The following is a 22324-nucleotide window of genomic DNA, read 5'->3' on the forward strand; positions in this document are numbered from 1 at the left end:
TCGTAGCCAGCCACCTAGACGGGGTTGAGCCAAGTAAGTAGCGCATTCGTCCGGATAGATGAAGAAGCGAGTACCCTATGGGATTTGACTTCAGCAGTGAAGAGCGCCGAGAGATCGGCTATCGGCTTATAGACCGAATCGATCAGTATTTCTCTTCCCTAAACAATCGAGCTGTCCAACCTCCAGCCTCAGAGCGTGCCGTCACGCATGTTCCGCGTCCGTTGCCCGAATTTGGTTCCGACGCATCGCGAGTCCTCGAAGATCTCTGCAAGGAGATGATCGACAAGGGATTCCATATCCCTGCCGCGAACTATTTCGGTCTCATGAACCCAACGCCCACGTACATGGCAGTGCTGGCCGAAGCATTGGTTTCTGCGCTGAATCCTCAGCTTGCGTCGCTTGCCCGATCGCAGTTTGCGAGCACACTTGAGGCCGAAACCGTTGGCTGGATTGCTTCATGTTTCGGATGGCACAAAACGGTCGCAGACGAACCCGCTCCACAAGATTCGGTTCTGTGTGACGGCACGTTCACGAGCGGCGGTAATGAGGCCAATTTCACCGCACTTGCACTCGCCATCTCTCAGCATTTCCCTGAAGCCATCGAAGATGGAATCGCGACTATCGGCGCGCGTCCGGTCCTGTATGCCTCGGCCGAGTCACATCATTCCCTCGAAAAGTCAGCCGGACTCCTCGGCCTTGGACGCAAGGCGCTCCGTCGCGTTCCGGTTACCGAGAATCTGCGGCTCGACACGGCCCGGCTAATCTTGCAGATCGAGGCTGATTACGCCTGCGGCTTCGTTCCTTTCTGCATAGTAGCCACCGCTGGCACAACTAGTTCCGGAGCCATCGATGATCTGAATGCGCTCGCATCCATTGCAGAGCGATACCGCCTCTGGCTGCATGTGGATGGTGCATACGGTGCTGCGGTCGCCTTTAGCAATCGCTATCGTCACCTGGTGAACGGGATTGACCGCGCAGACTCAATCACAATCGATCCGCACAAGTGGCTCTCAATGCCGTTTGCCGCCGGGTTGATCCTGACCCGTCATCCGGTGCTGCTGGAAAAGACGTTCTCGATTGCTTCTCCTTACATGCCCCGCGTGGAACGGTCCAGCATGATCGACAATTTCAAGGTGAGCGCGCAGTGGTCTCGGCGCATGAATTCCCTGAAGCTCTGGCTTACGTTGCGCGTCCACGGCCGCCAAGCGTACGAGGAGATGATCGAGCGCCAGATGCGCCTCGCCGAACAAATGCGCACGTGGTTCGACAGTTCGGAACTGTTCGAGATGGCGGCGCCTCAGACTCTCCCAATTTTGAACTTCCGGCTGCGGGGCGTGAGCCAGGCAGATGCAGAAGCAGCACATCAGCACTTCATCGAGGAGTTCAATCGAGACGGACACTACTGGATAAGTCGCACCCACGTACGCGGCCAGAGTGTGCTCCGTATGATGATCATCAGCTACCTGAGCACCGGCGAGCATGTGACGGGCCTGCAGAAAGCCCTGGTCGCAGCGGCGCAGCGCGTGGCATTGCATCTAGTCAGCTAAGACTAGTATTGCTGCTGATGTAGAATCGATGGGACTCACAAACAAGCTTCTTCAGAGCACCCTCGAATTCATGTTGAGCCAGGTTCGATCCAACTCGGAACTGAGTGCCACCGTTGCTGTGTGCACACGTAATCGCCCGATCGAACTTGAGTCGTGCTTGCGGTCCATTGCACAGTTGCGCTATGCCCATTATGAAGTTCTAGTGGTTGAGAACGGTCCTCCGGACGGTTACACGAGCGAGATAGCCAGAAACTACGGGACGCGGTACATTAACAGCCCCGTCGTGGGATTGAGCCGAGCGCGTAACGACGCCGTCTTGAACTGCGATTCCGACCTAATTGCCTACCTTGATGACGATGCACGCCCATATCAGGATTGGCTCACGAATCTTGCGTTAGAGTTCCGCGATCCGGACATCATGGCAGTCGGCGGTGAGACACTTCTTTTGGTGGATCCGGGACCCGAGGCACCAGCACGCCTGAACCGCCAGCAGTCCTCGTCGGTCGGGCGCGACACAGAAGATTGGTTCTCCATAACAAACTTCGGCGGTATTGGCGACGGCTGCAACATGTGCTTTCGTCGAAAAGCGTTCGAACTGTTCCCCGGATTCGATGAGCGACTCGGGCGCGGCTCCATCCTTAACTCCGCCGAGGAACATTTTTGCTTTTTCCAGCTTGCTCGTCTGGGATATCGATGCGTTCACACTCCGCACGCGCTCGTCCACCATCCCACCCCGTCAACACAGGATGAACTCTATCTCTTTCACCGCAGCAATCTTGTGAACGCTGTCGCCTATGCGCTTTTGCTTTGGAATGAGTTTCCGAGCGTGCGCACCTTGCTGCTCAAGCACTTGTTCGGGCGAGTGACCGGGATGCGTTCAGAGAGAGCTCAGAGAGCCTACAAAGCGCCCCCACTCTGTCTGACAGAACAGGTGAAAGTAATCAGTGAAGGTCGACGCCTGTTTCAACAACTTCCGCCTGCGAGTAGGAGAGCTCCTCTCATTGTCGATACTCGAGCAGCGGCTCTCGTTTGATGTCCCCAGCTTTTCGCAGGTGACTCGTGCGCTTGTACCAATGTAGGCCACACTGAATTTGCAGTGCTCGCACCCCGACTCTTCGAGCCAGACCAAAGTCGGAAAACCGCTCCCCCAATGCGCGTACGCCTCCCAAGCACACGTCCGCCGTCCCCAGATGTGACACAAGGTAGTCACGCACTCGCCTCTTCCATCTTGGCTCATGCTTGAGTCGCTGAAGAAATCTCTGGGGAGCAACGCCTGGATGCTTCTGTGCAAACTGCAAGTCTGCTTCGGCAAACAATTCCGAGTCGCGTATTAGATCATCGGCAGTCTTGATTAGGGTTTGATAAGCAATAGCATCTGGCACAAATCCGGCAGGGATATTACGTTTCTCAAGACGTGCTCCCAATTCGGCGTCCTCGCGCATTCGAAAGTGCTCGTCGAATCCGCCCACGCCCATGAAACATTCACTGGAGATCGACGCATTGGCGAAACTCCAAATTCCGCTGGGCACGTTCCGGTTCTTGCTGTTCAGATGTGCTCCTAACTCCCTGTCGAAATATTCGGCAACGAGCCTTGAGTCACTCGGCTTTATGACGTGAATTGCGCCAATTCCGACCGCATTGCTGTGGTTTGCATGGAACTCCAGGTGAGCTTCTGCCAACTCCGAGTTGCATTCCATATCGTCGTCGACAAAGACCAGGATCTTCCCCTGTGCAGCCCTTGCTCCTTCATTTCGCGCCGCGGCAGGACCGCTGTTTGCCTGCTCCAACACACGCAAGTTCTGGACGCCAAGTCTGCTCGCCGCGGCCGCCGTTTGGTCCGTGGAACCGTCCACCACCAGAATGATTTCGTACAGACTGCGGGAAACGCTCTGTTTCGCCAGAGTGGCGATTGCTCGCATTGCCAGGTCGCAACGGTTATACGTCGGAATGATGATTGATGCCTGCATCACGTTATTGGTATCGAGCGTACATGTACCATTGGTATACTAACGTAAGTCTCTGAAACTGAGTGCACGTGCAAAAAGCCCAGTGTGGCTGAGCGAACGCTGGGGTAGCTTCGTCTGTTTGCGAGCATGCGTGCCTATTCTTGGGCAGAGCTAGGTTCCCACTTTATGTCCGATGGCGCCCTCCTAACCGAATCGCCCCGAAGCACAGGGAGCACGTACGACCACATTCTTGCGTCTACGGCGTGGATCGGTGGGTCATCGGTCCTGAATATCCTCATCGGAACAATTCGAACCAAGCTGATGGCAATCATGCTTGGACCTGCCGGATTTGGACTCTTCGGTATTTACGGATCAATCGCCAATCTTGCTCAATGTCTCGCCGGGATGGGCATTTACAGCAGCGGCGTTCGGCAGATTGCACATGCCTCAAATTCCGAAGATGCACAGCAGATCGCGGGCACAGTTACAGCACTAAGACATACTTGCTACTTCCTCGGCGTCGTTGGTACAGCGTTGCTGGCCATTTTCTCGCTGCGCGTCTCGGTTCTAACCTTTGGCACAGATAAGCACGCGGTAGCAGTCGTATTGCTGTCCGTGGCCGTGCTCTTGCATCTGCTCTCGGACGGCCAGACTGCACTGATCCAAGGCCTGCATCAGGTTCAGAATCTAGCGAAGCTGACGGTTTCGAGTGCTCTCCTTGGAACGCTCATCAGTCTTCCGCTCGTGTACCTGTTTCGCGAAAGAGGTGTGGTGCCCTCTCTCGTGGGAGTCGCATTCGCTACGCTGATCGCATCTTGGTGGTTTGGCCGCAAGATTTGTATTCCCTCGGCAAAGATGAGCATGCCTCAATTCCTGAGAGAGACATCAGCGCTGTTAAAGCTTGGGTGCGCTTTCATGGCTAGCGGCTTGGCAAGTCTGGGATCCGCCTATGCTGTCCGCATGATTCTTCTGCGGCACTCCGGATCAGCAGCGACCGGATACTATCAGTCTGCCTGGACTCTTGGCGTGCTGTACGTTGGATTCATCCTCGAAGCTATGGGCGCTGATTTCTACCCACGCCTCACAGCGCACGCCAAGGACAACGCCTCTTGTAATCGCCTCGTGAATGAGCAAATGCAGGTTGGCCTTCTACTGGCTGGGCCTGGAGTGCTGGCTACGCTGACTGTCGCACCGCTGGTCATCTTTCTGTTCTACAGTGCGAAGTTCAGCCTCGCTGTAGGTATTCTCCGTTGGATCGCGCTCGGAGCAACGATTCAGGTTGTAACGTGGCCTATGAGTTACATGATCGTCGCAAAGGGTCGCACCATTACTTACCTTGTCAGCGAACTCTCCTGGGGATTCTTCAGCATCCCATTAGCGCTGGTATGCATTCGCCACTTTGGGTTGAATGGTGCTGGTATGGCATTCTTCGGAGCGAACCTTCTCTACGGCGTTCTGCTACTGCCAATCGTTCGCGCGCTTAGTGGATTCAGATGGTCTGAATCCAACCACAGACAGGCTTGGTTCTATTTCTTGCTTATCGGTTTAGCATTCTGCGGTTTCTACATCCTGCCGTTCGCATGGGCAACATTCTTAGGCTGCGGAATCACCATTTTCGGTACCATCCATTCCATCCGCCGAATAGTGAAGCTGATTTCATGGGACACCATACCGTTTCCGGCACGGCGCGTCCTTACGGTCTTACGCTTCGCGCCAACTGACGTATTTCCAAAGTTGGAAGGTGCACAGTGACTGCGTGCTCACGCGACACCACCCCAAAGGTCTCGGTCATCATTGCCACCTACAACCGTGCATCGCTTGTGTGTCGTGCAGTCGATAGCGTGTTAGCCCAAACCTACAATGACTATGAATTGATCGTGGTTGATGATGGGTCAACCGATGCCACGGATCGTGCTCTCCGTGCATATGGCAACCGCATTCATTACATTTGCCAACCCAATCGTGGCGTGAGTGCCGCTCGCAATGCAGGGCTCAGGATCGCACAGGGGGAGTGGATAGGCTTCTTAGATTCAGATGACGTCTGGCACCCAGAAAAGCTACAGCGGCAAGTCGAGGCACTGGACATCCTTGGCGCAAGTTTTGGTGCCTGTTTTACCGATTGGCGCGACACCTCCTCCGCATTGACAGGCTTCGAACAGGCCGGGATCGCACCGGCTCAATCTCCAGCACCCATTGCGAGTCCCCACTATTACATTCTGCCGAGTAGTTATGCACTGTGCATTCCGACACTGCTGGTCTCTCGCTCCATTCTTGCGAAGCTAGGTGGCTTTGACGAAAGCCTTCCCATTGCAGAGGATCGTGAGATGGTCTTTCGTCTTGGATTCACTACGCGCATTTGCTATCTCTCTTCTTCTCTTGTGGCTATTGATCGAACTGCAATCCCCAGGCTTACGGACCGATGTTCGAGCCGCGACGATGAGGTTTATGTCTGCGGAGAGCGTCTTCTCAAGCACATGCTAACCCACCCGGATTTGCGCGATGACGACTTGCGGTGGCTGTTGCAAGATGAACTCATAGATCTCTACTACGACTGGGCGTGCGCCAGAGCACTCGAACTCAATCTATTGAGTATCTGCAAAGTCGCGTGCAGATTACGCAGGCTCGGACAGACCCATTCCGTCATCGCAAAAACGCTGCTGACACGCGCCTTTGCAAAACTTTCGCGCAAGTTCCAGTTTCGTCCCGCGCACGAGGTAAGCAGAACTTGATTAGGCCCACGCTAAAGAGTCTTGGTAAACGCATCCTTCCGGCACCGTTCCGTCGATGGCTGCGAATGATGCAAGTGAGGTACTCCGAAAAGCCGCCATACGGGTGCGTTGATTTCGGAAGCTTTCGCCGGCCAACGCCGATCCACGCAGGCTTCGGCATGGGACGTGGCACCTATATCGACCGCTACTATATCGAGAATTTCTTGCAGGAACATGCAGCCGACATTCACGGGCGAGTGCTTGAACTCTCCGATAACGAGTACACCGTGCGCTTCGGGAAAGAGAAGGTAACCAAATCCGATATTCTCGACGTCCGTCCTGATCATGAACCTGTCACAATCGTCGCTGACCTAGCTTCTTGCGATTGCATTCCTTCGGACACCTTCGACTGCATCATCCTCACGCAAACACTGAATTTCATCTATGACACCAAATCGGCTATTCGCAACGTACACCGAATTCTGAAGCCAGGTGGCTGCGTTCTCGTCACTGTCTCGGGTATTGCACAGATAGCCGAGCATGAGATGGAGTACTGCGGAGATTACTGGAGGTTCACACGTCTCTCACTGAAGCGTTTGTTCGAGGAAGTGTTCCGTCCCGATTACATCAGTGTGAAGTCCAAAGGGAATGTACTTGCATCTGTCGCTTTTCTTCATGGTCTCGCCGTGGAAGAACTGCACCAGAATGAGTTGGACTACCACGATCCAAACTACGAGGTGTCCGTGCTCCTGAGAGCGGTGAAGGAACAGTCGTGAAGAGCTGTCCTTCAAACCAATCTCTGAAGTTTTCTGTCATTGTAACCACCTACAATCGAAAGTCTTTATTGCGACGCTGTCTTGACAGCCTTGCCCCTCAGACTTTCCCAGCCGACCAATACGAAATCGTAGTTGTCGCCGATGGATGCACAGATGGCACACAGGAAGTTCTCCAGCAATTCTCACCGAACTGCCGGTACAAGTGGCATCAGCAAGAGAACCAAGGACAGGCTACATCCCAAAACACCGGCGTCTCAATTGCGCGCGGTGAATACGTCCTCTTCATGGACGACGATTGCATCTGCGATCCCGGATTGATTGCTGCGCATTACGAAGCTCACAGACGGGCCAGCAACCTAGTAGTGATTGGCGCCATGTTGCCGCATCCCGATTCTCCGCAAAGCATTCCCGCTGACCTGCAGCGCGAATGTGAACAATCTGAATTCCTCCGGCTTTCAAAGTACGGAGCCAATTGTAAGGACCTGATGCTTTGCGCGAACTCTTCGATCTCGCGGCGAGCAGCACTCGATTTCCCCTTTGATGCAGCCTACAAACGAATTCACGACGTCGAAGCCGGTGTACGTCTCTGGACTGCTGGGTATAGGCCCTACTTCGCTGCCCAGGCAGTTGCATATGAGGTCTTCACAAAGAGTGCTGAGGCCATGCTGCGCGACGCACGACATCTCGGCACGTACGAAGTAGTACTCTCATCTACTCATCCCCAATTCAAGTCCTTTTCGTGCCTCGCGAACTTTCGGAACGGCAGATTAATCAAGCGCACACTTCGGAAACACCTTGCGGTACATCACAACGCGAGTGAAGGCCTGTTGCGAATTGCTTATTCCTTCGCCGCCTCTCTGAGTTTCATTCCTTGGTTTTCGTCGCTCGCAAAACGTGTGCTCAAGGCCCGCTCTGTAATTGCTCACGCCTGCGGAGCCCTAGAGCAGGCGGGCTCCTGGGAGGAGTTCGAGGCCCGCTTCGGCAGACAGGTTCCGGTAGTCATGTATCACAACGTAGGCGACCCGAAGCCCGGAGAGTACCCTGGCCTGACAACGCCTACAGCCCAGTTTGAAGCTCAGATCCAATTCTTCTCAAAGTTGGGGTATCAAGGGATATGCCCTTCGGACTGGCTAAAGTGGCGTAACTCTGGCGGTAGGCTTCCAGAGCGCCCAATCATGCTCGTCTTTGACGACGGGTATGCCGACTCGTGTCGCAACGCATTCCCCATTCTCGAACAATATGGGTTTTCGGCTGCATGCATGGTTGTCACGCAGTGCATTGGAAAGACAAATCTCTGGGACGAAGAAGCCGGCCGCCCCGTGTTCGAGCTGATGAATCGAGAACAGATTCGGGAGTGGTCAAGGCGCGGGATTGAATTCGGGGGCCACACTGCAACACATGCAGAGCTGCCGCTGATAAAGGGCGAGCGCGTATCCGAAGAGGTTGCAGCTTGTCGCAGCGAGTTGAGTTCAGTTCTTGGCCATGTTCCTGACTCGTTCGCGTATCCTTTCGGCGGCGTCGATTCCACTGCTCATCGCGCGGCTAAGGAAAGTTTCGAAATTGCATTCACAACTTGGCCCGGGTTGCTTAACCTCGGGACTGATCCCCATCTCGCGCCTCGCGTCACATTCCTTCCGAGCGAGACACGCGTCGGCATATGGTGCCGATTGCGCTTTGGAAAGAACCCATACGAACTATTGCGCAATCGCCTCCGCCTGCTGTTCAGCAACAAACGGAATGAGCAGCCCTCAATCTTGCAATAGCCCCTTCTCCGCGCAGTCGTAAATTTAGGTTATGATTGCTGCCCGCCGGTCGCGATTGTGGGGAGAGAGCAAAAGAATGTCGAACAGCCCGCTTGTTGACTCCATGCAGAATCATCCCATGGTGAGCGCCAACCGCCCGCCTCAACGTGAGAAGGTCGTCGCCGCGCCCGATGCTGTTCGTTTGATCCGTGATGGCGACACAATTGCCACGGGAGGATTTGTCGGAATCGGTTTTGCTGAAAACATCGCTGTGGCGCTTGAGGAGCTCTACCTCGCTCCAGAAACTCTCGGTCCGCCACTCGGCAAACCTCGGAACCTCACTCTGCTCTACGCCGCTGGACAAGGCGACGGCAAAGAGAGAGGTCTTAATCATCTTGGACACCCGGGTTTGGTGAAGCGCGTCATCGGCGGACACTGGGGACTCGTTCCCAAACTCCAGCGCCTCGCCATCGGCAACGAGATTGAAGCTTACAATTTGCCGCAGGGCGTCATCTCTCATTTGTTTCGTGATATCGCTGCCCATCGTCCCGGCCACATCACTCGCGTCGGTCTTGGCACATTTGTCGATCCTCGCAACGGCGGAGGAAAGATCAACTCTCGAACAACGGAAGATCTCGTGGAGGTTATCAACATTGCGGGAAACGAGTATCTCTTCTATCACGCAATCCCCGTCAATGTTGGCATCATTCGCGGCACCACCGCCGACCCAGAAGGAAACATAACTATGGAGCGCGAGGCTCTCACGCTTGAGGTCCTCGCCATTGCGATGGCGGCACATAACTCCGGTGGCCTCGTTATCGCGCAAGTCGAACGAATTGCCGAGAGTGGGACTTTGAACCCTCGCCAAGTTAAGGTTCCTGGCGTGCTCGTTGATTGCGTGGTGGTGGCCGAAAAGCCCGAGTACCACTGGCAGACGTTCGGCACACAATACGACCCTTCGTTCAGTGGCGAGATTCGCACGAAGATGGGCGCTATCCCTCCGATCCCGATGTCAGCTCGCAAAGTCATTGCACGTCGAGCCGCTCTCGAACTCCGTCCCAATAGCGTCGTCAATCTTGGCATTGGCATGCCAGAGGGCATTGCGAACGTAGCCAATGAAGAAAAGATAATTGACCTGATCACGCTTACCGCCGAGCCTGGGGTTATAGGTGGAATGCCTGCTGGCGGGCTGAACTTCGGCGCTGCCGTCAACGCGCAGGCCATCATCGACCAGCCATACCAGTTTGATTTCTATGACGGAGGCGGACTTCACATGGCGTGCCTCGGACTGGCCGAAGCAGATCGTGAGGGCAATCTGAATGTCAGCCGCTTCGGGCCACGGCTCGCGGGAGCTGGTGGATTCATCAACATTAGCCAGAATGCTCAGCGGCTCATATTTTGTGGCACATTCACAGCAGGCAAGCTTGAGGTCGACGTCAAGGATGGCAAGCTGTGTATCCTACGCGAAGGCCAATCACACAAGTTCGTTCATGAAGTTGAGCATCGAACGTTCAGCGGCAAGTACGCTCTACACCGTGGCCAACCAGTTCTCTATGTTACAGAGCGTTGCGTATTCAAGTTAGTCGAGGAAGGACTTGAGCTCGTCGAGATAGCACCCGGAATTGACGTCGAAAGAGACATTCTGGCGCACATGGATTTCGCACCTATAGTCCGCAACCCTCAGATGATGAATGCACGAATCTTCCGGCCCGAACTCATGGACCTACGAACCCTGTTCCAGGAAGTGCCTCTCGAGCACCGCTTTGTTTACGATTCCGAGCAAAACCTCTTCTTTGTGAATTTCGAGGGCCTCTCAGTGCGTACTTTAGAGCAGGTCAACCGGATTGACCAGATTGTGCGCGAGAAGCTGCACGGAGCTCCAGGGAAGGTATACGCCATCGTGAATTATGACAACTTCTCAATCCTTCCCGAGCTCATGGACGCCTACAGCAAAATGGTGAAAGGGCTCATGGAGGAAATGTATTCCGGAGTGACTCGGTACACCACAAGTGCATTCCTCCGAATACAGCTTGGAGCAGTTCTCGGCGACGCAGAGACTTCGGCCAACATCTATGAAACTGTGGAGGAAGCGCGAGAGCGGTTGCGAGTGCTTGAAGATAAGCATTCTGCCGAGTAGTTTGCCTTAGAGCTTCGCTCGCAGAAACCGAGTCTGTGCATCCAACTCATGCGATAGAGTTCAACAACAGGGAGCAGGTAAAATGTCGGCCAACACGCTGGAAACGAATCAATTCGTTGCCATGCAGAAGAATCTCGAAACGCTAACCAAGGCGATGACCACATCAGCGCCCATCGCACAAACCCCCAAAGAGGTTGTGTGGACGCTGAACAAGGCGAAACTCTACCATTACATCCCGCAAGTGCCCAAAGAGCAGCGCTATCCCGTCCCATTGCTGCTTGTGTTTGCTCTCATGAATCGCCCATACATCCTCGACCTCCGGCCGGGTGCAAGCTTTGTGGAATTCATGGTGAAGCAGGGCTACGACGTTTACTTGCTCGACTGGGGCTCTCCCGGCATCGAGGACAAGAAACTGAAGTTTGACGATTACACGCTCGAATACATGCCTCGAGCCATTCGCAAGATGAAGGCTCTCTCGGGATCTGAAGAGTTCAGCCTTCTAGGGTGGTGTATTGGAGCAATCCTAACTTCGATCTACGCAGCATTGCGTCCAGATGACGGATTGCGCAACCTGCTTCTACTCACCGCCCCACTCGATTTCTCACAGAAGGACCAGCTCACATTTGCTCGATGGACTGATGAGCGCTATCTCGATATTGATAAGCTTCTCGCAACATTCGGCAACATGCCGGCCGAAATGATCGAATACGGAGCAAAGGCCCTAAAGCCTGTCGAGAACTACGTCGGCAACTACCTTCGACTGTGGGATAACCTCGACAATCCCAAGATCGTCGAGAGTTGGCACGCGATGAACACTTGGGTGACAGACAACATCCCAATCGCCGGAGCAGCATTCCGGCAGCTCATTGTTGACCTATATCGCAATGACCGTCTCATGAAAGGCGAACTTGTAATCCGAGGTGAGCGCGTCGATCTCGCAAATATCAGGGCAAACCTGCTGGCAATCATAGCGGACAGTGATCACATCACTCCGTCCTGCCAAACCGAACCTGCCATCGCAAAGATGGGGAGCCCGGATAAAGAAGTGTTCAAAGTTGCAGGAGGCCACATTGGGGTCATGGCGGGAAGCGGCGCCTCCAAGCGTACCTGGCCGCATATCAATGATTGGCTTTCACAACGATCCAAATAAGCAAAGCCCGGAGGAGCCAGACATCTGGGGGCCTCACTCCGGGCTGCTGCCGCCAAAAGCCTGCGTTACGCGGCCTTCGTGGCTGACTTCAATTGGTTGGCGGCAAGATCAACCGACTGCTTCTGAGCTTCGATCAATGCGTCCATCCCGCGCTCAACAGCATCTGCGGTTTCAAGCAGCGGGGTGCCCGCAATTCCCTCCTGCTGCTTCAATGCTGCCACAACCTGCTTGTTCTGTTTTGCAGCGAAATCCAGCACCGCTTTGTGAGCGGCCGCCGTGCGCTCCACCGATTCGTGGAACTGAGCTTGTGCGTTGGCAGTCATTTCTGCAGCAGCCTTGTTGCCTTCGCGAATCGCGCCGGAAACCGCTGTCCCGTGCTCTCCCACAATGTTGAGTATGTTTTTCTGAAGTTCGGCGTAATTTTCAAAAGCTCTCCCGGCAACATCGAACAGCGACAGTCCCGGAGTGTTCGCAGGTAGATTCAGGGCCTTACGAGTCGCCCCTAGAACTTCATTGTTGTATTTCACCGCAAAGTCCAGTGAAGTCTTGCTGGCTTCCAGAACTTGTTCGAATCCCTTCTGCAGCAGGTCCGCGAAAGTATTGTTTGACTCAAAGGCGGTCGTCATGTTTTTCTCCTAGGGGACCTATAAGTCCACACTTCATTGGATGCCGCACGGCATGCTGCGATGCAGCATTTTTCGCAATATGGCCGAAATGCTGATCCTGAGTACGCCAGAGACAAAGACGACAAGATGGAACGTAAGAAGATCGTCATCAAAAAATACGAGAATCGTAGGCTTTACGACACTACTCACAGCAGGTATGTCAACTTGGACGAGATCGCCAGGGCCATTCAGGACGGGCATGACGTCCAGGTACTTGACGCTGCTACGGGTGAAGACATCACGCGCCTGATACTCACCTTGATCATTGTTGAACAAGCCAAGGCTCCCAATTCCGTGTTTCCGCTTGATGTGCTCCGGGAGATGGTCGTTGCTTCGGGCAAAGCAACTCAGGAAAGCGCAATGAACTACATGTCCGCGCTCACGAACATGTATCGCTCCATGATCCCTCACATGCCTCAGCAGGCAATGGCTCCCTTCGAGTTTCTGCAAAACATGATGCAGCAAGCCACGCAGCGCGGCCAGGCTCAAGCGCCGCCTCCCACGCCTGAACACACCGATGCGTCACCGGCTTCTAATTCGAACGGCACTGATGTTTCCGATCTAAAACAGCGGATCGACGAGCTTGAGCACCTGGTAACCCGTATGGCAACTGCGAAGCCTGCGCGGAAATCATCCAAGCGACATCCCAAGAAGAAGTAGAACGAGACCCACGTATCACGTATAAGGAAGCCGCGATGCTCAACATCGCGGCGTACTCTTTACCCGCAACCTGCGAAAGACAAAGCCCCGAGCGCGTAAGCTCCAGACATCCGAACGGGTTCTCTTTACATCACACATCCCCGAATCGAGGGACTGTGGTTGGATAGAGCGCTCCGCATTTGCTCTCCAGCTCTCTCCTCGCTCACTGACGCGAAGGAGTTCGAATGCCCTGGACACAAGTGTACGATCCCTTTGGCCACTGGTGGCTGTCCACCGCGGTAGCAGCACTTCCGATTGTCGTCCTGTTCACATTGCTCGCAGGATTGAGGGTGCGCCCCCATCTGTCGGCATTGGCTGGAGCGCTGACGGCGTTGGGAGTCGCTATTTTCTGCTTCCACATGCCCGCGACTCTTGCGTCCGTCAGCCTGCTCTACGGTGTTGCGTTTGGAATTCTCAAGATTGCCTGGATCGTCCTCGCTGCTGTGTATCTCTACGACATCTCGGTCGAGACCGGACAATTCGAAATCATGAAGCAATCTGTCGCGGCTATAACTCCGGACCGTCGCTTGCAGTTGCTGCTTGTTGCGTTTTGCTTCGGAGCTCTAATTGAGGGCGCTGCTGGATTCGGCGCTCCGGTGGCGATTGCTGGTGCATTCATGATCGGCCTTGGCTTCAAGCCGTTTCAGGCCGCTGCACTGAATCTGATTGCAAACACCGCTCCAGTCGCTTGGGGCGCAATCGGCACCCCTGTACACACACTCGCGTTAGTCACTGCATTGCCCGAATCCGATCTCAACGCAATGATCGGTCGCATTCTGCCCTTCGCCTCCGTGATCGTTCCCTTCTGGCTTGTTCGCGCCATGGTCGGGTGGACAGAAACGTTCGAGGTTCTTCCCGCCATTCTCGTCGTTGGCTGTTCGTTCGCTGCTACACAGTATCTCTGGTCCAATCACATCGACAGCAACCTCGTTGACATCGCTTCCGGAGCGGTCTCGATGCTCTGTACGCTCATCTTTCTTCGCTTCTGGCAGCCCAAGCGCATCTGGCGATTTGAAGACGAGCGGGTACAAGACATGCGAGTCATTGCAGGGCAGGCTGGTCATGCTACGGCGTTACGACAGACCGGAACCGGCGGACCTGCCGTTTCTTATCCTTCAGCTTCCAGTGCCGCAACTATGCCCTACATCGTTCCGAGCGGAAAAGCATCCGTAACGGGCGGCTCTGGGCAACGTCACGGGCACGAAGAAATCGACCAAATGGGCGCGCAGTGGGATGTCGGACCGGAGCGTCATCTCGAACCTCAGCATTACACCACGCGTCAGATACTGAAAGCCTGGATGCCCTTCGCAATTCTGTCTGTCTTCGTTCTGCTCTGGGGGCTTCCCAGCGTGAAGAAGACGATCAATACACATACGACGCCTGCCTTCGAAAAGGGAGGTTGGGACGTTCCTTATCTGCACAAGAAAGTGACTCGTGCGTATCCGGTCGTGGCGAAGCCTACTCCTGAATCCGCGAAGTATGACTTCAACTGGGTCTCCGCAACTGGCACTGGATGTTTCCTCGCAGCTATTCTTGCGGGCTTACTCCTCGGCATGTCGCCCGGCGGTCTGGCTCGAGTCTTTGGGCACACACTCTACCGAATGCGGTTCGCCATGCTTGCAATCTGTTGTATGCTCGGGCTCGGTTTCGTCACACGGTACTCAGGTATGGATGCGGTGCTCGGCCTGGCGTTCACGCGCACCGGCGCTGCTTTCCCCTTCTTCGGAACCATGCTTGGATGGCTTGGTGTAGCGCTCACCGGCAGTGATACATCCTCCAACGCGCTCTTCGGCGGACTACAACGTATCACCGCACAGCAGACACGACTAGACCCAATTCTGATGTGCGCGGCAAACAGCGCTGGAGGCGTCATGGGCAAGATGATTGACGCGCAGTCAATCATCATTGCCACTGCCGCGACTAACCAGCTAGGCAATGAAGGACGCATCTTCAAGTACGTCTTTTGGCATTCAGTGGCGTTGGTCACGGTCGTGGGACTCATCGTTCTCGCGTACGCCTATGTGTTCCCGGGCGGCGTTCCTCATGGTCTCAACTTCGTGAGATAGCGCTCAGAGAGGTACAGAATGAATGCAGCATTCATCGAAGCCCTCCGCGCCGAAGTTGGTGACGGTCTCATTACCGCTCGCGAGGAGATGAGAACCTACGAGTGCGATGGGCTGACGAATTTCCGGGTAATTCCAGCCGCGGTTGTTTTGCCCAGGACGGCGCAGCAGGTGCAGGCAATCGTTCGTCTGTGCGCACGAGAGCGTGTTGCATTCGTAGCTCGTGGCTCCGGCACAGGGCTCAGCGGTGGTGCTCTGCCCGTCGAGGGCGGAATCGTCATCAGTCTTGCGCGGCTCGATCGCATCCTTGAACTCGACATTCCAAATGCGCGAGTCGTGGTCGAACCTGGCGTCATCAACTCCGCCGTCACACAACATGTCTCGCCCTATGGATATTTCTACGCGCCCGATCCTTCCTCTCAGTCTGTTTGCACAATTGGAGGCAATGTCGCCGAAAACTCTGGCGGCGCACACTGCCTTAAATACGGCTTTACCACTACGCACGTGCTCGCACTCGAAGTAGTTCTCCCTGACGGGTCGCTCGTGCAGCTTGGATCAGCAACGCTCGATCCGATCGGCTACGATCTCCCGGGTGTGTTCGTCGGCTCCGAAGGCACTCTTGGCGTTGTCACCAAAATCACGCTACGCATCGTGAAGCGTCCCGAGGTCGTCCAGACTCTCCTCTCGGCGTTTGATTCCACCAATGCCGCCGGAGCTGCTGTCAGCGACATCATCGCCTCGGGCATCCTTCCAGCCGCGATCGAGATGATGGACAATCTCGCGATCCAGGCTGCCGAAGCCGCGGTTCATGCGGGTTATCCGGATTGCGGAGGTCTGTTGCTAGTCGAGCTTGATGGGCCCGAAGCTGAAGTTCAAGCACTCATGGACCGCGTTCGTGAGCGTTGCCTGAATCATGGCGCGTCCGAGATCCGCGTTGCTCAGACGGAGACCGAACGCATGCTCATCTGGAAGGGGCGAAAGGCCGCTTTCGCCGCAATGGGCCGAATCTCGCCAAACTACATCGTGCAGGATGGAGTGATTCCTCGCACAGCTCTGCCTCAGGTCATGGATGAGATCGCACGGCTTTCAACTACCGTCGGTCTGCGTGTCGCCAATGTGTTTCACGCTGGTGACGGAAACCTGCATCCGCTTGTGCTCTACGATCGTCGCATCGAAGGACAGGAGCATGACGCCGAACAGCTATCAGGCGACATTCTGAAACTGTGCGTACGTGTGGGTGGATCCATAACGGGTGAGCACGGAGTTGGTGAAGAAAAGAAGCTGTTCATGTCCGAGATGTTTGCTGAGCCCGACCTTGCAACGATGCAACTCGTCCGTTGCGCTTTCGACCCAAGCTTTATTTCTAATCCGGGGAAGGTTTTCCCGCGCACACCTTTGTGCGCCGAGAAGCAGGGACCATACGTTCCTCACCCACTCGAAATCGCAGGAAAGGCGCAATTCTTCTGAGCCATGACCGGACTAGCAAAGACAACTCCCGTGCAAACACACGATGCGCTGCGAGACATCATCGTCGAGGGTACGATGCGCAGGGCGATACAAGCTGATTGCGTCTGTGGTGTGCAGCCTGAGTTTTATGTCGAACCCGCAAACGAGAATGAGTTGGCAGCACTCCTGAGATTCGCCAACGACAATCGTCTGCAGATAGCGCCGCGCGGTTCCGGCACGAAATCAGATTGGGGAACCGTACCGGAGTCCATCGACATCGTTGTTTCCACTTCCCAATTCTCGCGTATTCTCGAACACGCCCCAGGGGACATGACTGTCACTGTCGAGTCGGGTGTCAACATTGCCCAGCTTCAGCAAGAATTACGAAAACATGGCCAGATGCTCGCACTTGATCCGCTGTTTATCGACCGCGCCACCGTCGGAGGCGTGATCGCAACTAACGACAGCGGGTTCCTTCGACTTCGATACGGAAGCATTCGCGACCTCATCATAGGGATCACTATTGTTCTGCCCGACGGTACCCGCGCCGTAAGTGGAGGCAAGGTCGTGAAGAACGTCGCCGGATACGACCTGCCGAAACTCATGACTGGAGCGCTAGGCACTTTGGGATTCATCTCGCGCGCAGTCTTCCGCCTTCACCCCGTGCCAGAGGCATCCACCACTCTGACGTTCTCCTTTGTGGATCGCGAGCGCGCAAATGATTTTGTACTTCGCATGGCAGATTCTGCCGTGGTCCCCACAGGATTACAGGTACGTACCTCGTCGGCGGGCAATACCGAAGTCGACATCCGCCTTGAAGGAATTCCTGCGGGAATTGAAGCTCAAACGCTGACAGTACTCACACTTGCGAGTGACGGAATACCTCTGCAATCGACTACCGATCCGTGGCAAGCCCGCGAGCGACTCTGGCATAACAGCGAGGCAAGTGTCATATGCAAGCTAAGCGTGCTTCCCACGCAGATTGCATCGACGGCCGAGTTTATTCGCGAATCGCTCAGCCAGAACACTGATTGGACGCTTGTGATGCAGTCGACAGGAGTTGGATACCTCAGGTGCGACACGGCAGATTGCGCTCCGCTCGCTGACTTCATTACAACATTGCGCAAATCGTTCGCGCGATGCGGTGGTCCCGCCGTGGTCCTCAAAGCGCCCTCGGAGCTGCGCAAAGAGATCGACGTTTGGGGCGATCCCGGAACGGCGTTCCCGTTGATGGAACGCATCAAGCAACAGTTTGATCCGAACCATATTCTGAATAACTCTCGATTTGTGGGAGGAATTTGATGAAGAGCACCGCTCCACTGAAATCTGAAACGATTCGCAGTGAGCAACTCGCTTTGCGCGTCTTCGACTCACATCACCCTCCTGCTATGGAACTCGTAGACACGTGCGTACATTGCGGGTTCTGCCTGCCCACGTGCCCTACTTACATTCTCTGGCATGAGGAGATGGATTCCCCGCGAGGGCGTATCTACCTCATGAAGATGGGCCTCGAAGGTGGCGTAGCAAAGATCGACGAGAAATACGTTAGCCACTTCGACCAGTGCCTCGGATGTATGGCATGTCTCACCGCCTGCCCATCCGGTGTGCAATATGACAAGCTTATTGAGGCCACGCGAGCCCAAATCGAGCGAAATTACAAACGCCCTCTGCAGGATCGACTGTTCCGGCGCATGATCTTTTCGCTCTTCCCTTACCCGAAGCGCTTGCGCTTGATCATGCTGCCGATGTGGTTGTATCAGCGTTCCGGACTCCGCTGGCTCGTGCGGAAGCTCGGCCTTACGAAGCTTCTTCCTAGCCGACTCAGGTCGATGGAGTCCTTGCTCCCGGACCTTCACCTTGCGCAGCTATTTGCGGCTTCGCCGCGCAGCATCAAACCTCCTTCAGCTCCACGCATGCGCGTGGGCGTTCTGCTCGGATGCGTTCAGCGAGTTCTCTTCGGTAACGTGAACCATGCAACCGTACGCGTGCTAGCATTCCTCGGATGTGAGGTCATCGTCCCGCAACAGCAGCAGTGCTGTGGCGCGCTCATGGCACATGCAGGACGGGAATATGAAGCACTCGACGCTGCACGTCGCATCATTGACGTTTTCGAGCAGGCAAACGTCGATGTGATCGCGTTGAACTCCGCTGGCTGCGGCTCCAACATCAAGGAGTATGGCTATCTCTTGCGAGACGATCCTGAATACGCAGAACGTGCCAGGGTGATCGCCCGTAAATGCCGGGACGTCAGTGAACTCGTTGCTGAGCTCGGTCAGGATCTGCCAATTAAGAATAGCCTTCCGATGAAAGTCGCGTACCACGACTCGTGTCATCTCCAACACGCGCAGAGCATTCGTACGCAACCTCGGCAGATGCTCAAATCTATTCCAGGCATGGATGTTATTGAATTGCCCGAAGCAGCCATCTGCTGTGGTTCGGCCGGGATTTTCAATCTGATTCAGCCCAAACCGGCACACGAACTCGCCGATCGCAAAGCACGGAACATCATCGCGTCAGGTGCGGATGCATTAGTGTCTGCCAATCCAGGATGTCTTCTACACATCGGGAGTGCATTGAAGCGCGAAGGTCACCCGTTGCCCATTTTTCATGTTGTTGAGGTTATGGACAAAGCACTTCGGTCCGAACGACCCGCCGAGCGGGCTTCTTCAACCAAGGTCGTCGAATTTTCAGGTCGTGAATTCCAGCAGCAGGATGGTGTTCCAAAAGCCAGAACGATTTAGCCGAGGTCCATGGGGATGCGAGTAGCGAAGGCCGCCTTGGGACGGCCTTCCTTTTCATTCATGTCCGGACATCATGCTGCTCTAGCTTCGACGTTTACACTTTGTGCGATCCTGTTTAGTGTTGCGTCTGCTTGCTTCTCCTCGTCGAGTGTTTGCTGCAGCAATCTTGAGACTTCGTGGTTTCCGAGCAGGTCGGCATAAGTTCGAACCGTGCCGTAGCTTGCGATTTCGTAGTGCTCCACCTTCTGCGCCGCAGCGATGATTCCGGCATCGATTACGTTTGGCTCCGCACCGGTCGATAGCAGATCGCTTCCCTCGCTGATGATCCCCTTCATGCCTCTGCAGGTCTCTCCCGAGGACTTCTGTTTCAATGTCCCAAAGATCTGGTCCAATCTGCTGACCTGCTGGCGAGTAATCTGGAGGTGCTGCTGTAAGGCCTGTTTCAGTTCCGGAACCGTCGCCTTGTCAATCATCTTAGGCAGGGCGTCCACGATTTGTTGCTCTGCGTCATACAGATCCCGCAGTTCCTTCAGGAATAGCTCATTGAGGTTATCCAGCTTCAGTGAGAACAGTCCCATGTGCTCCCTCGCTTGTCATTGGGTTTTCTGACTCAGCGGTTGGAGGAAGAGCGATACAAGGGCGTTGCCTTTTCAACCCGCGATTCGCAAGCCCCTCAGCACCCCACGATGCGGAGCAAAGCGATTGCCACGAACATCCGGCCAAAAGAATTCCGGCGCAAGTTGCCTCGCGCCGGATCGAGTTTTCTTCGAGGTTGCAGTTCTCTTAGCAGCAACCCATCTTGACTTCGCCCTTCTCCGTTACTGGTGGACCGAATGCCTCAGCGGGAACCGGCGCACCATTCAGCACCATGAACCAGCGTCGGATGGCATCAATCACCACAAGCACTACGCCGACGATGAAGATCACCATCAGCGTTGTATCCAACAGCCCTGTGAAATGCATGCCGGGCTTCAAACGTAGTGGCCAGAAGATGTTCTGTATCGAAAGCACGCCAGCCGAAATCGTAGTTACTCCAACAAAGCACATGGGGAGAATCGTCAGCCAACAATATCTGGCTTTGCCCATGTTGATGAGAAACGTAGTTGAAACTGCTAGAGCAATCGTCGCTAGCAATTGGTTACCCGTTCCAAAAAGCGGCCATATCGTGGAGATATTTCCCGTCCAGATCAGGTATCCCCAACCAGCGACGACCAGCGTTGTTGCGCTCAGGTTGCTGGGCAGCCAAGCGTTGTTTCCGAGCGGCTTGTAAACCTTGCCCATGAGTTCCTGTAACACGTAACGTGCGACGCGCGTTCCAGTATCGACCGTCGTCAGAATGAACAACGCCTCGAACATGATGGCGTAGTGATACCAGTAGCCCATTAGTTTGTCCATGCCCGGCAGGCCGCGGAAGATTTGCGCCATACCGACTGCGAGGGAAACCGCACCGCCGCTGCGTCCCGCAAGTTTCTCTCCAACTTCGCGCGAGAACATATCCAGGTTCACGGTGTGTAACCCAAGCTTCGCAAACACATCAGGCGGGCAGTTGATCGCAAAGTAGTCGCCAGGATACATCGAGCAGGCTGCAATCAGCGCCAGCACGCCTACCAGCGATTCACAAAGCATTGCGCCATATCCGATGAATCGGGAATCCGTTTCCTTGTCCAGCATCTTCGGTGTAGTTCCAGAAGAGACCAGCGAATGGAATCCGGAAATCGCGCCACACGCAATCGTGACAAACAGGAACGGGAACAGTTTGCCTTTGATAATGGGCCCGCCACCGTGGAGGTATTGGGTGAAGTTCGGGAACTGAATGTCGGGGTGGACGACGAACACGCCCAGGATCAGAATCGCAATCGTGCCCAACTTGACGTACGTGGACAGATAGTCGCGAGGTTCAAGCAGCAACCATACTGGCAACACCGACGCGACGAATCCGTAGATCATCATCATTGCCGTAATCTGGTGTGCGTTGAAAGTTAACGCTCCGGCCATGCCGCTGGCTGCGAACGAATGGCCGCCAACCACGGCTGCGATGAGACACACCACGCCAAAAACACTGGGACCGGTGATTTTGATTTGGCCAGAGGGACTCTTGAACATCCACATGCCCATGATGAGCGCAATCGGAATCGTCATGCCGATGGTAAAGACGCCCCAGGGGCTATTCGCGAGCGCGTTCACCACCACTATGCCCAACCCGGCCAGAGTCACGAGAAGGATGAACAGCACCGCGATCATCGCCACCAATCCTGCAAATGGACTGATCTCAGTTCGCGCAATATCGGCCAACGAGCGCCCTCTGTGCCGAACTGACGCTACCATCACCGTGAAATCCTGGACACATCCGGCCAGCACTGCGCCTATCAGCAGCCACAAAAACCCGGGGGCGAATCCAAACTGCGCCGCCAGCGTCGGGCCAACAAGTGGTCCAGCACCAGCAATTGCAGCGAAGTGGTGTCCAAACAGAACCCACTTCGGGGACGGTACGTAGTTGTGTCCGTCTTCGTAGGTGTGTGCGGGAGTGATGCGCCGATCATCTAGCACCATCGCTTTCGCAGCGATGAATGCGCTGTAATACCGGTATGCCAGGGCGTACACGCAGAGAGCACCTAGCATGATTGGAAAAGTATTCATAGAACCCCCTAGCTTCCAGTCACGACTGCGGATCGGGCGCCGACCACCACATCTTGAAGCGAAAACT

Annotated in this window: 17 protein-coding genes; 13 read left to right on the forward strand and 4 right to left on the reverse strand. The window is 55.0% G+C overall.

Going from position 1 to position 22324, the window contains the following annotated elements:
- The first annotated feature begins 77 nt into the window (after positions 1-77).
- Positions 78-1547, forward strand: coding sequence for a pyridoxal phosphate-dependent decarboxylase family protein (locus AC6IZD_RS08680; protein ID WP_497787295.1), 1470 nt, complete (start codon positions 78-80; stop codon positions 1545-1547).
- Positions 1548-1575: 28 nt separating this feature from the next.
- Positions 1576-2580, forward strand: coding sequence for a glycosyltransferase family 2 protein (locus AC6IZD_RS08685; RefSeq protein WP_497787296.1), 1005 nt, complete (start codon positions 1576-1578; stop codon positions 2578-2580).
- On the opposite strand, the gene AC6IZD_RS08690 is transcribed toward AC6IZD_RS08685, so the two are convergent.
- Positions 2546-3514 carry a glycosyltransferase family 2 protein gene (locus AC6IZD_RS08690; RefSeq protein ID WP_497787568.1) on the reverse strand — a complete coding sequence of 323 codons (969 nt, stop codon included), beginning with the start codon at positions 3512-3514 and terminating at the stop codon, positions 2546-2548. The two genes, AC6IZD_RS08685 and AC6IZD_RS08690, sit on opposite strands and share 35 nt — an antisense overlap.
- A 165-nt stretch (positions 3515-3679) precedes the next feature.
- Between AC6IZD_RS08690 and AC6IZD_RS08695 the strand changes: the two genes are divergently transcribed.
- The 6 genes from AC6IZD_RS08695 to AC6IZD_RS08720 all read left to right on the forward strand — a co-directional run bounded on the left by AC6IZD_RS08695 (position 3680) and on the right by AC6IZD_RS08720 (position 12006).
- Positions 3680-5245: an O-antigen translocase gene (locus AC6IZD_RS08695; protein WP_497787297.1), complete on the forward strand. Its 1566-nt coding sequence runs from the start codon at positions 3680-3682 to the stop codon at positions 5243-5245.
- On the forward strand, positions 5242-6222 hold the full coding sequence (locus AC6IZD_RS08700; protein WP_497787298.1) for a glycosyltransferase family 2 protein: 981 nt from the start codon (positions 5242-5244) through the stop codon (positions 6220-6222). The genes AC6IZD_RS08695 and AC6IZD_RS08700 overlap by 4 nt, the downstream gene beginning before the upstream one ends.
- A gap of 158 nt (positions 6223-6380) precedes the next feature.
- The gene (locus AC6IZD_RS08705) at positions 6381-6977 is read left to right on the forward strand and encodes a class I SAM-dependent methyltransferase (RefSeq protein ID WP_497787299.1); all 597 of its coding nucleotides are present in this window, start codon (positions 6381-6383) and stop codon (positions 6975-6977) included.
- A complete protein-coding gene (locus AC6IZD_RS08710; protein ID WP_497787300.1) occupies positions 6974-8740 on the forward strand; it encodes a glycosyltransferase in 1767 nt (588 codons plus the stop codon). The genes AC6IZD_RS08705 and AC6IZD_RS08710 overlap by 4 nt, the downstream gene beginning before the upstream one ends.
- A gap of 76 nt (positions 8741-8816) precedes the next feature.
- On the forward strand, positions 8817-10856 hold the full coding sequence (locus AC6IZD_RS08715) for an acyl CoA:acetate/3-ketoacid CoA transferase (RefSeq protein ID WP_497787301.1): 2040 nt from the start codon (positions 8817-8819) through the stop codon (positions 10854-10856).
- A gap of 82 nt (positions 10857-10938) precedes the next feature.
- Positions 10939-12006 (forward strand): alpha/beta fold hydrolase, encoded by a 1068-nt coding sequence (locus tag AC6IZD_RS08720; RefSeq protein WP_497787302.1) that lies wholly within the window; start codon positions 10939-10941, stop codon positions 12004-12006.
- A 65-nt stretch (positions 12007-12071) separates the two neighbouring features.
- Here the strand turns inward: AC6IZD_RS08720 and AC6IZD_RS08725 are convergent, their stop codons facing one another.
- The gene (locus AC6IZD_RS08725) at positions 12072-12632 is read right to left on the reverse strand and encodes a hypothetical protein (protein WP_497787303.1); all 561 of its coding nucleotides are present in this window, start codon (positions 12630-12632) and stop codon (positions 12072-12074) included.
- 60 nt (positions 12633-12692) lie between these two features.
- On the opposite strand from AC6IZD_RS08725, the gene AC6IZD_RS08730 reads away from it, so the two are divergent.
- From AC6IZD_RS08730 to glcF, 5 genes are all read left to right on the forward strand, one after another.
- Positions 12693-13331: a polyhydroxyalkanoate synthesis regulator DNA-binding domain-containing protein gene (locus tag AC6IZD_RS08730; protein ID WP_497787304.1), complete on the forward strand. Its 639-nt coding sequence runs from the start codon at positions 12693-12695 to the stop codon at positions 13329-13331.
- 224 nt (positions 13332-13555) lie between these two features.
- The gene (locus tag AC6IZD_RS08735; RefSeq protein ID WP_497787305.1) at positions 13556-15436 is read left to right on the forward strand and encodes an L-lactate permease; all 1881 of its coding nucleotides are present in this window, start codon (positions 13556-13558) and stop codon (positions 15434-15436) included.
- Between the two features lie 18 nt (positions 15437-15454).
- Positions 15455-16900 (forward strand): FAD-linked oxidase C-terminal domain-containing protein, encoded by a 1446-nt coding sequence (locus tag AC6IZD_RS08740; RefSeq protein ID WP_497787306.1) that lies wholly within the window; start codon positions 15455-15457, stop codon positions 16898-16900.
- Between the two features lie 3 nt (positions 16901-16903).
- Complete coding sequence (locus AC6IZD_RS08745) at positions 16904-18181, forward strand: FAD-binding oxidoreductase (protein WP_497787307.1); 1278 nt, start codon at positions 16904-16906, stop codon at positions 18179-18181.
- Positions 18181-19620 (forward strand): glycolate oxidase subunit GlcF, encoded by a 1440-nt coding sequence (gene glcF, locus AC6IZD_RS08750; RefSeq protein WP_497787308.1) that lies wholly within the window; start codon positions 18181-18183, stop codon positions 19618-19620. Before AC6IZD_RS08745 ends, glcF begins: the two co-directional genes overlap by 1 nt.
- Before the next feature lie 71 nt (positions 19621-19691).
- Here glcF and AC6IZD_RS08755 read toward each other — a convergent pair whose 3' ends face one another.
- Together AC6IZD_RS08755 and AC6IZD_RS08760 are read right to left on the reverse strand one after the other, a co-directional pair.
- On the reverse strand, positions 19692-20198 hold the full coding sequence (locus tag AC6IZD_RS08755) for a ferritin-like domain-containing protein (protein WP_497787309.1): 507 nt from the start codon (positions 20196-20198) through the stop codon (positions 19692-19694).
- A gap of 205 nt (positions 20199-20403) precedes the next feature.
- Positions 20404-22257 carry a carbon starvation CstA family protein gene (locus AC6IZD_RS08760; RefSeq protein ID WP_497787310.1) on the reverse strand — a complete coding sequence of 618 codons (1854 nt, stop codon included), beginning with the start codon at positions 22255-22257 and terminating at the stop codon, positions 20404-20406.
- Between the last annotated feature and the right edge of the window lie 67 nt (positions 22258-22324).

The sequence above is a fragment of the Koromonas humicola genome (assembly GCF_059726255.1).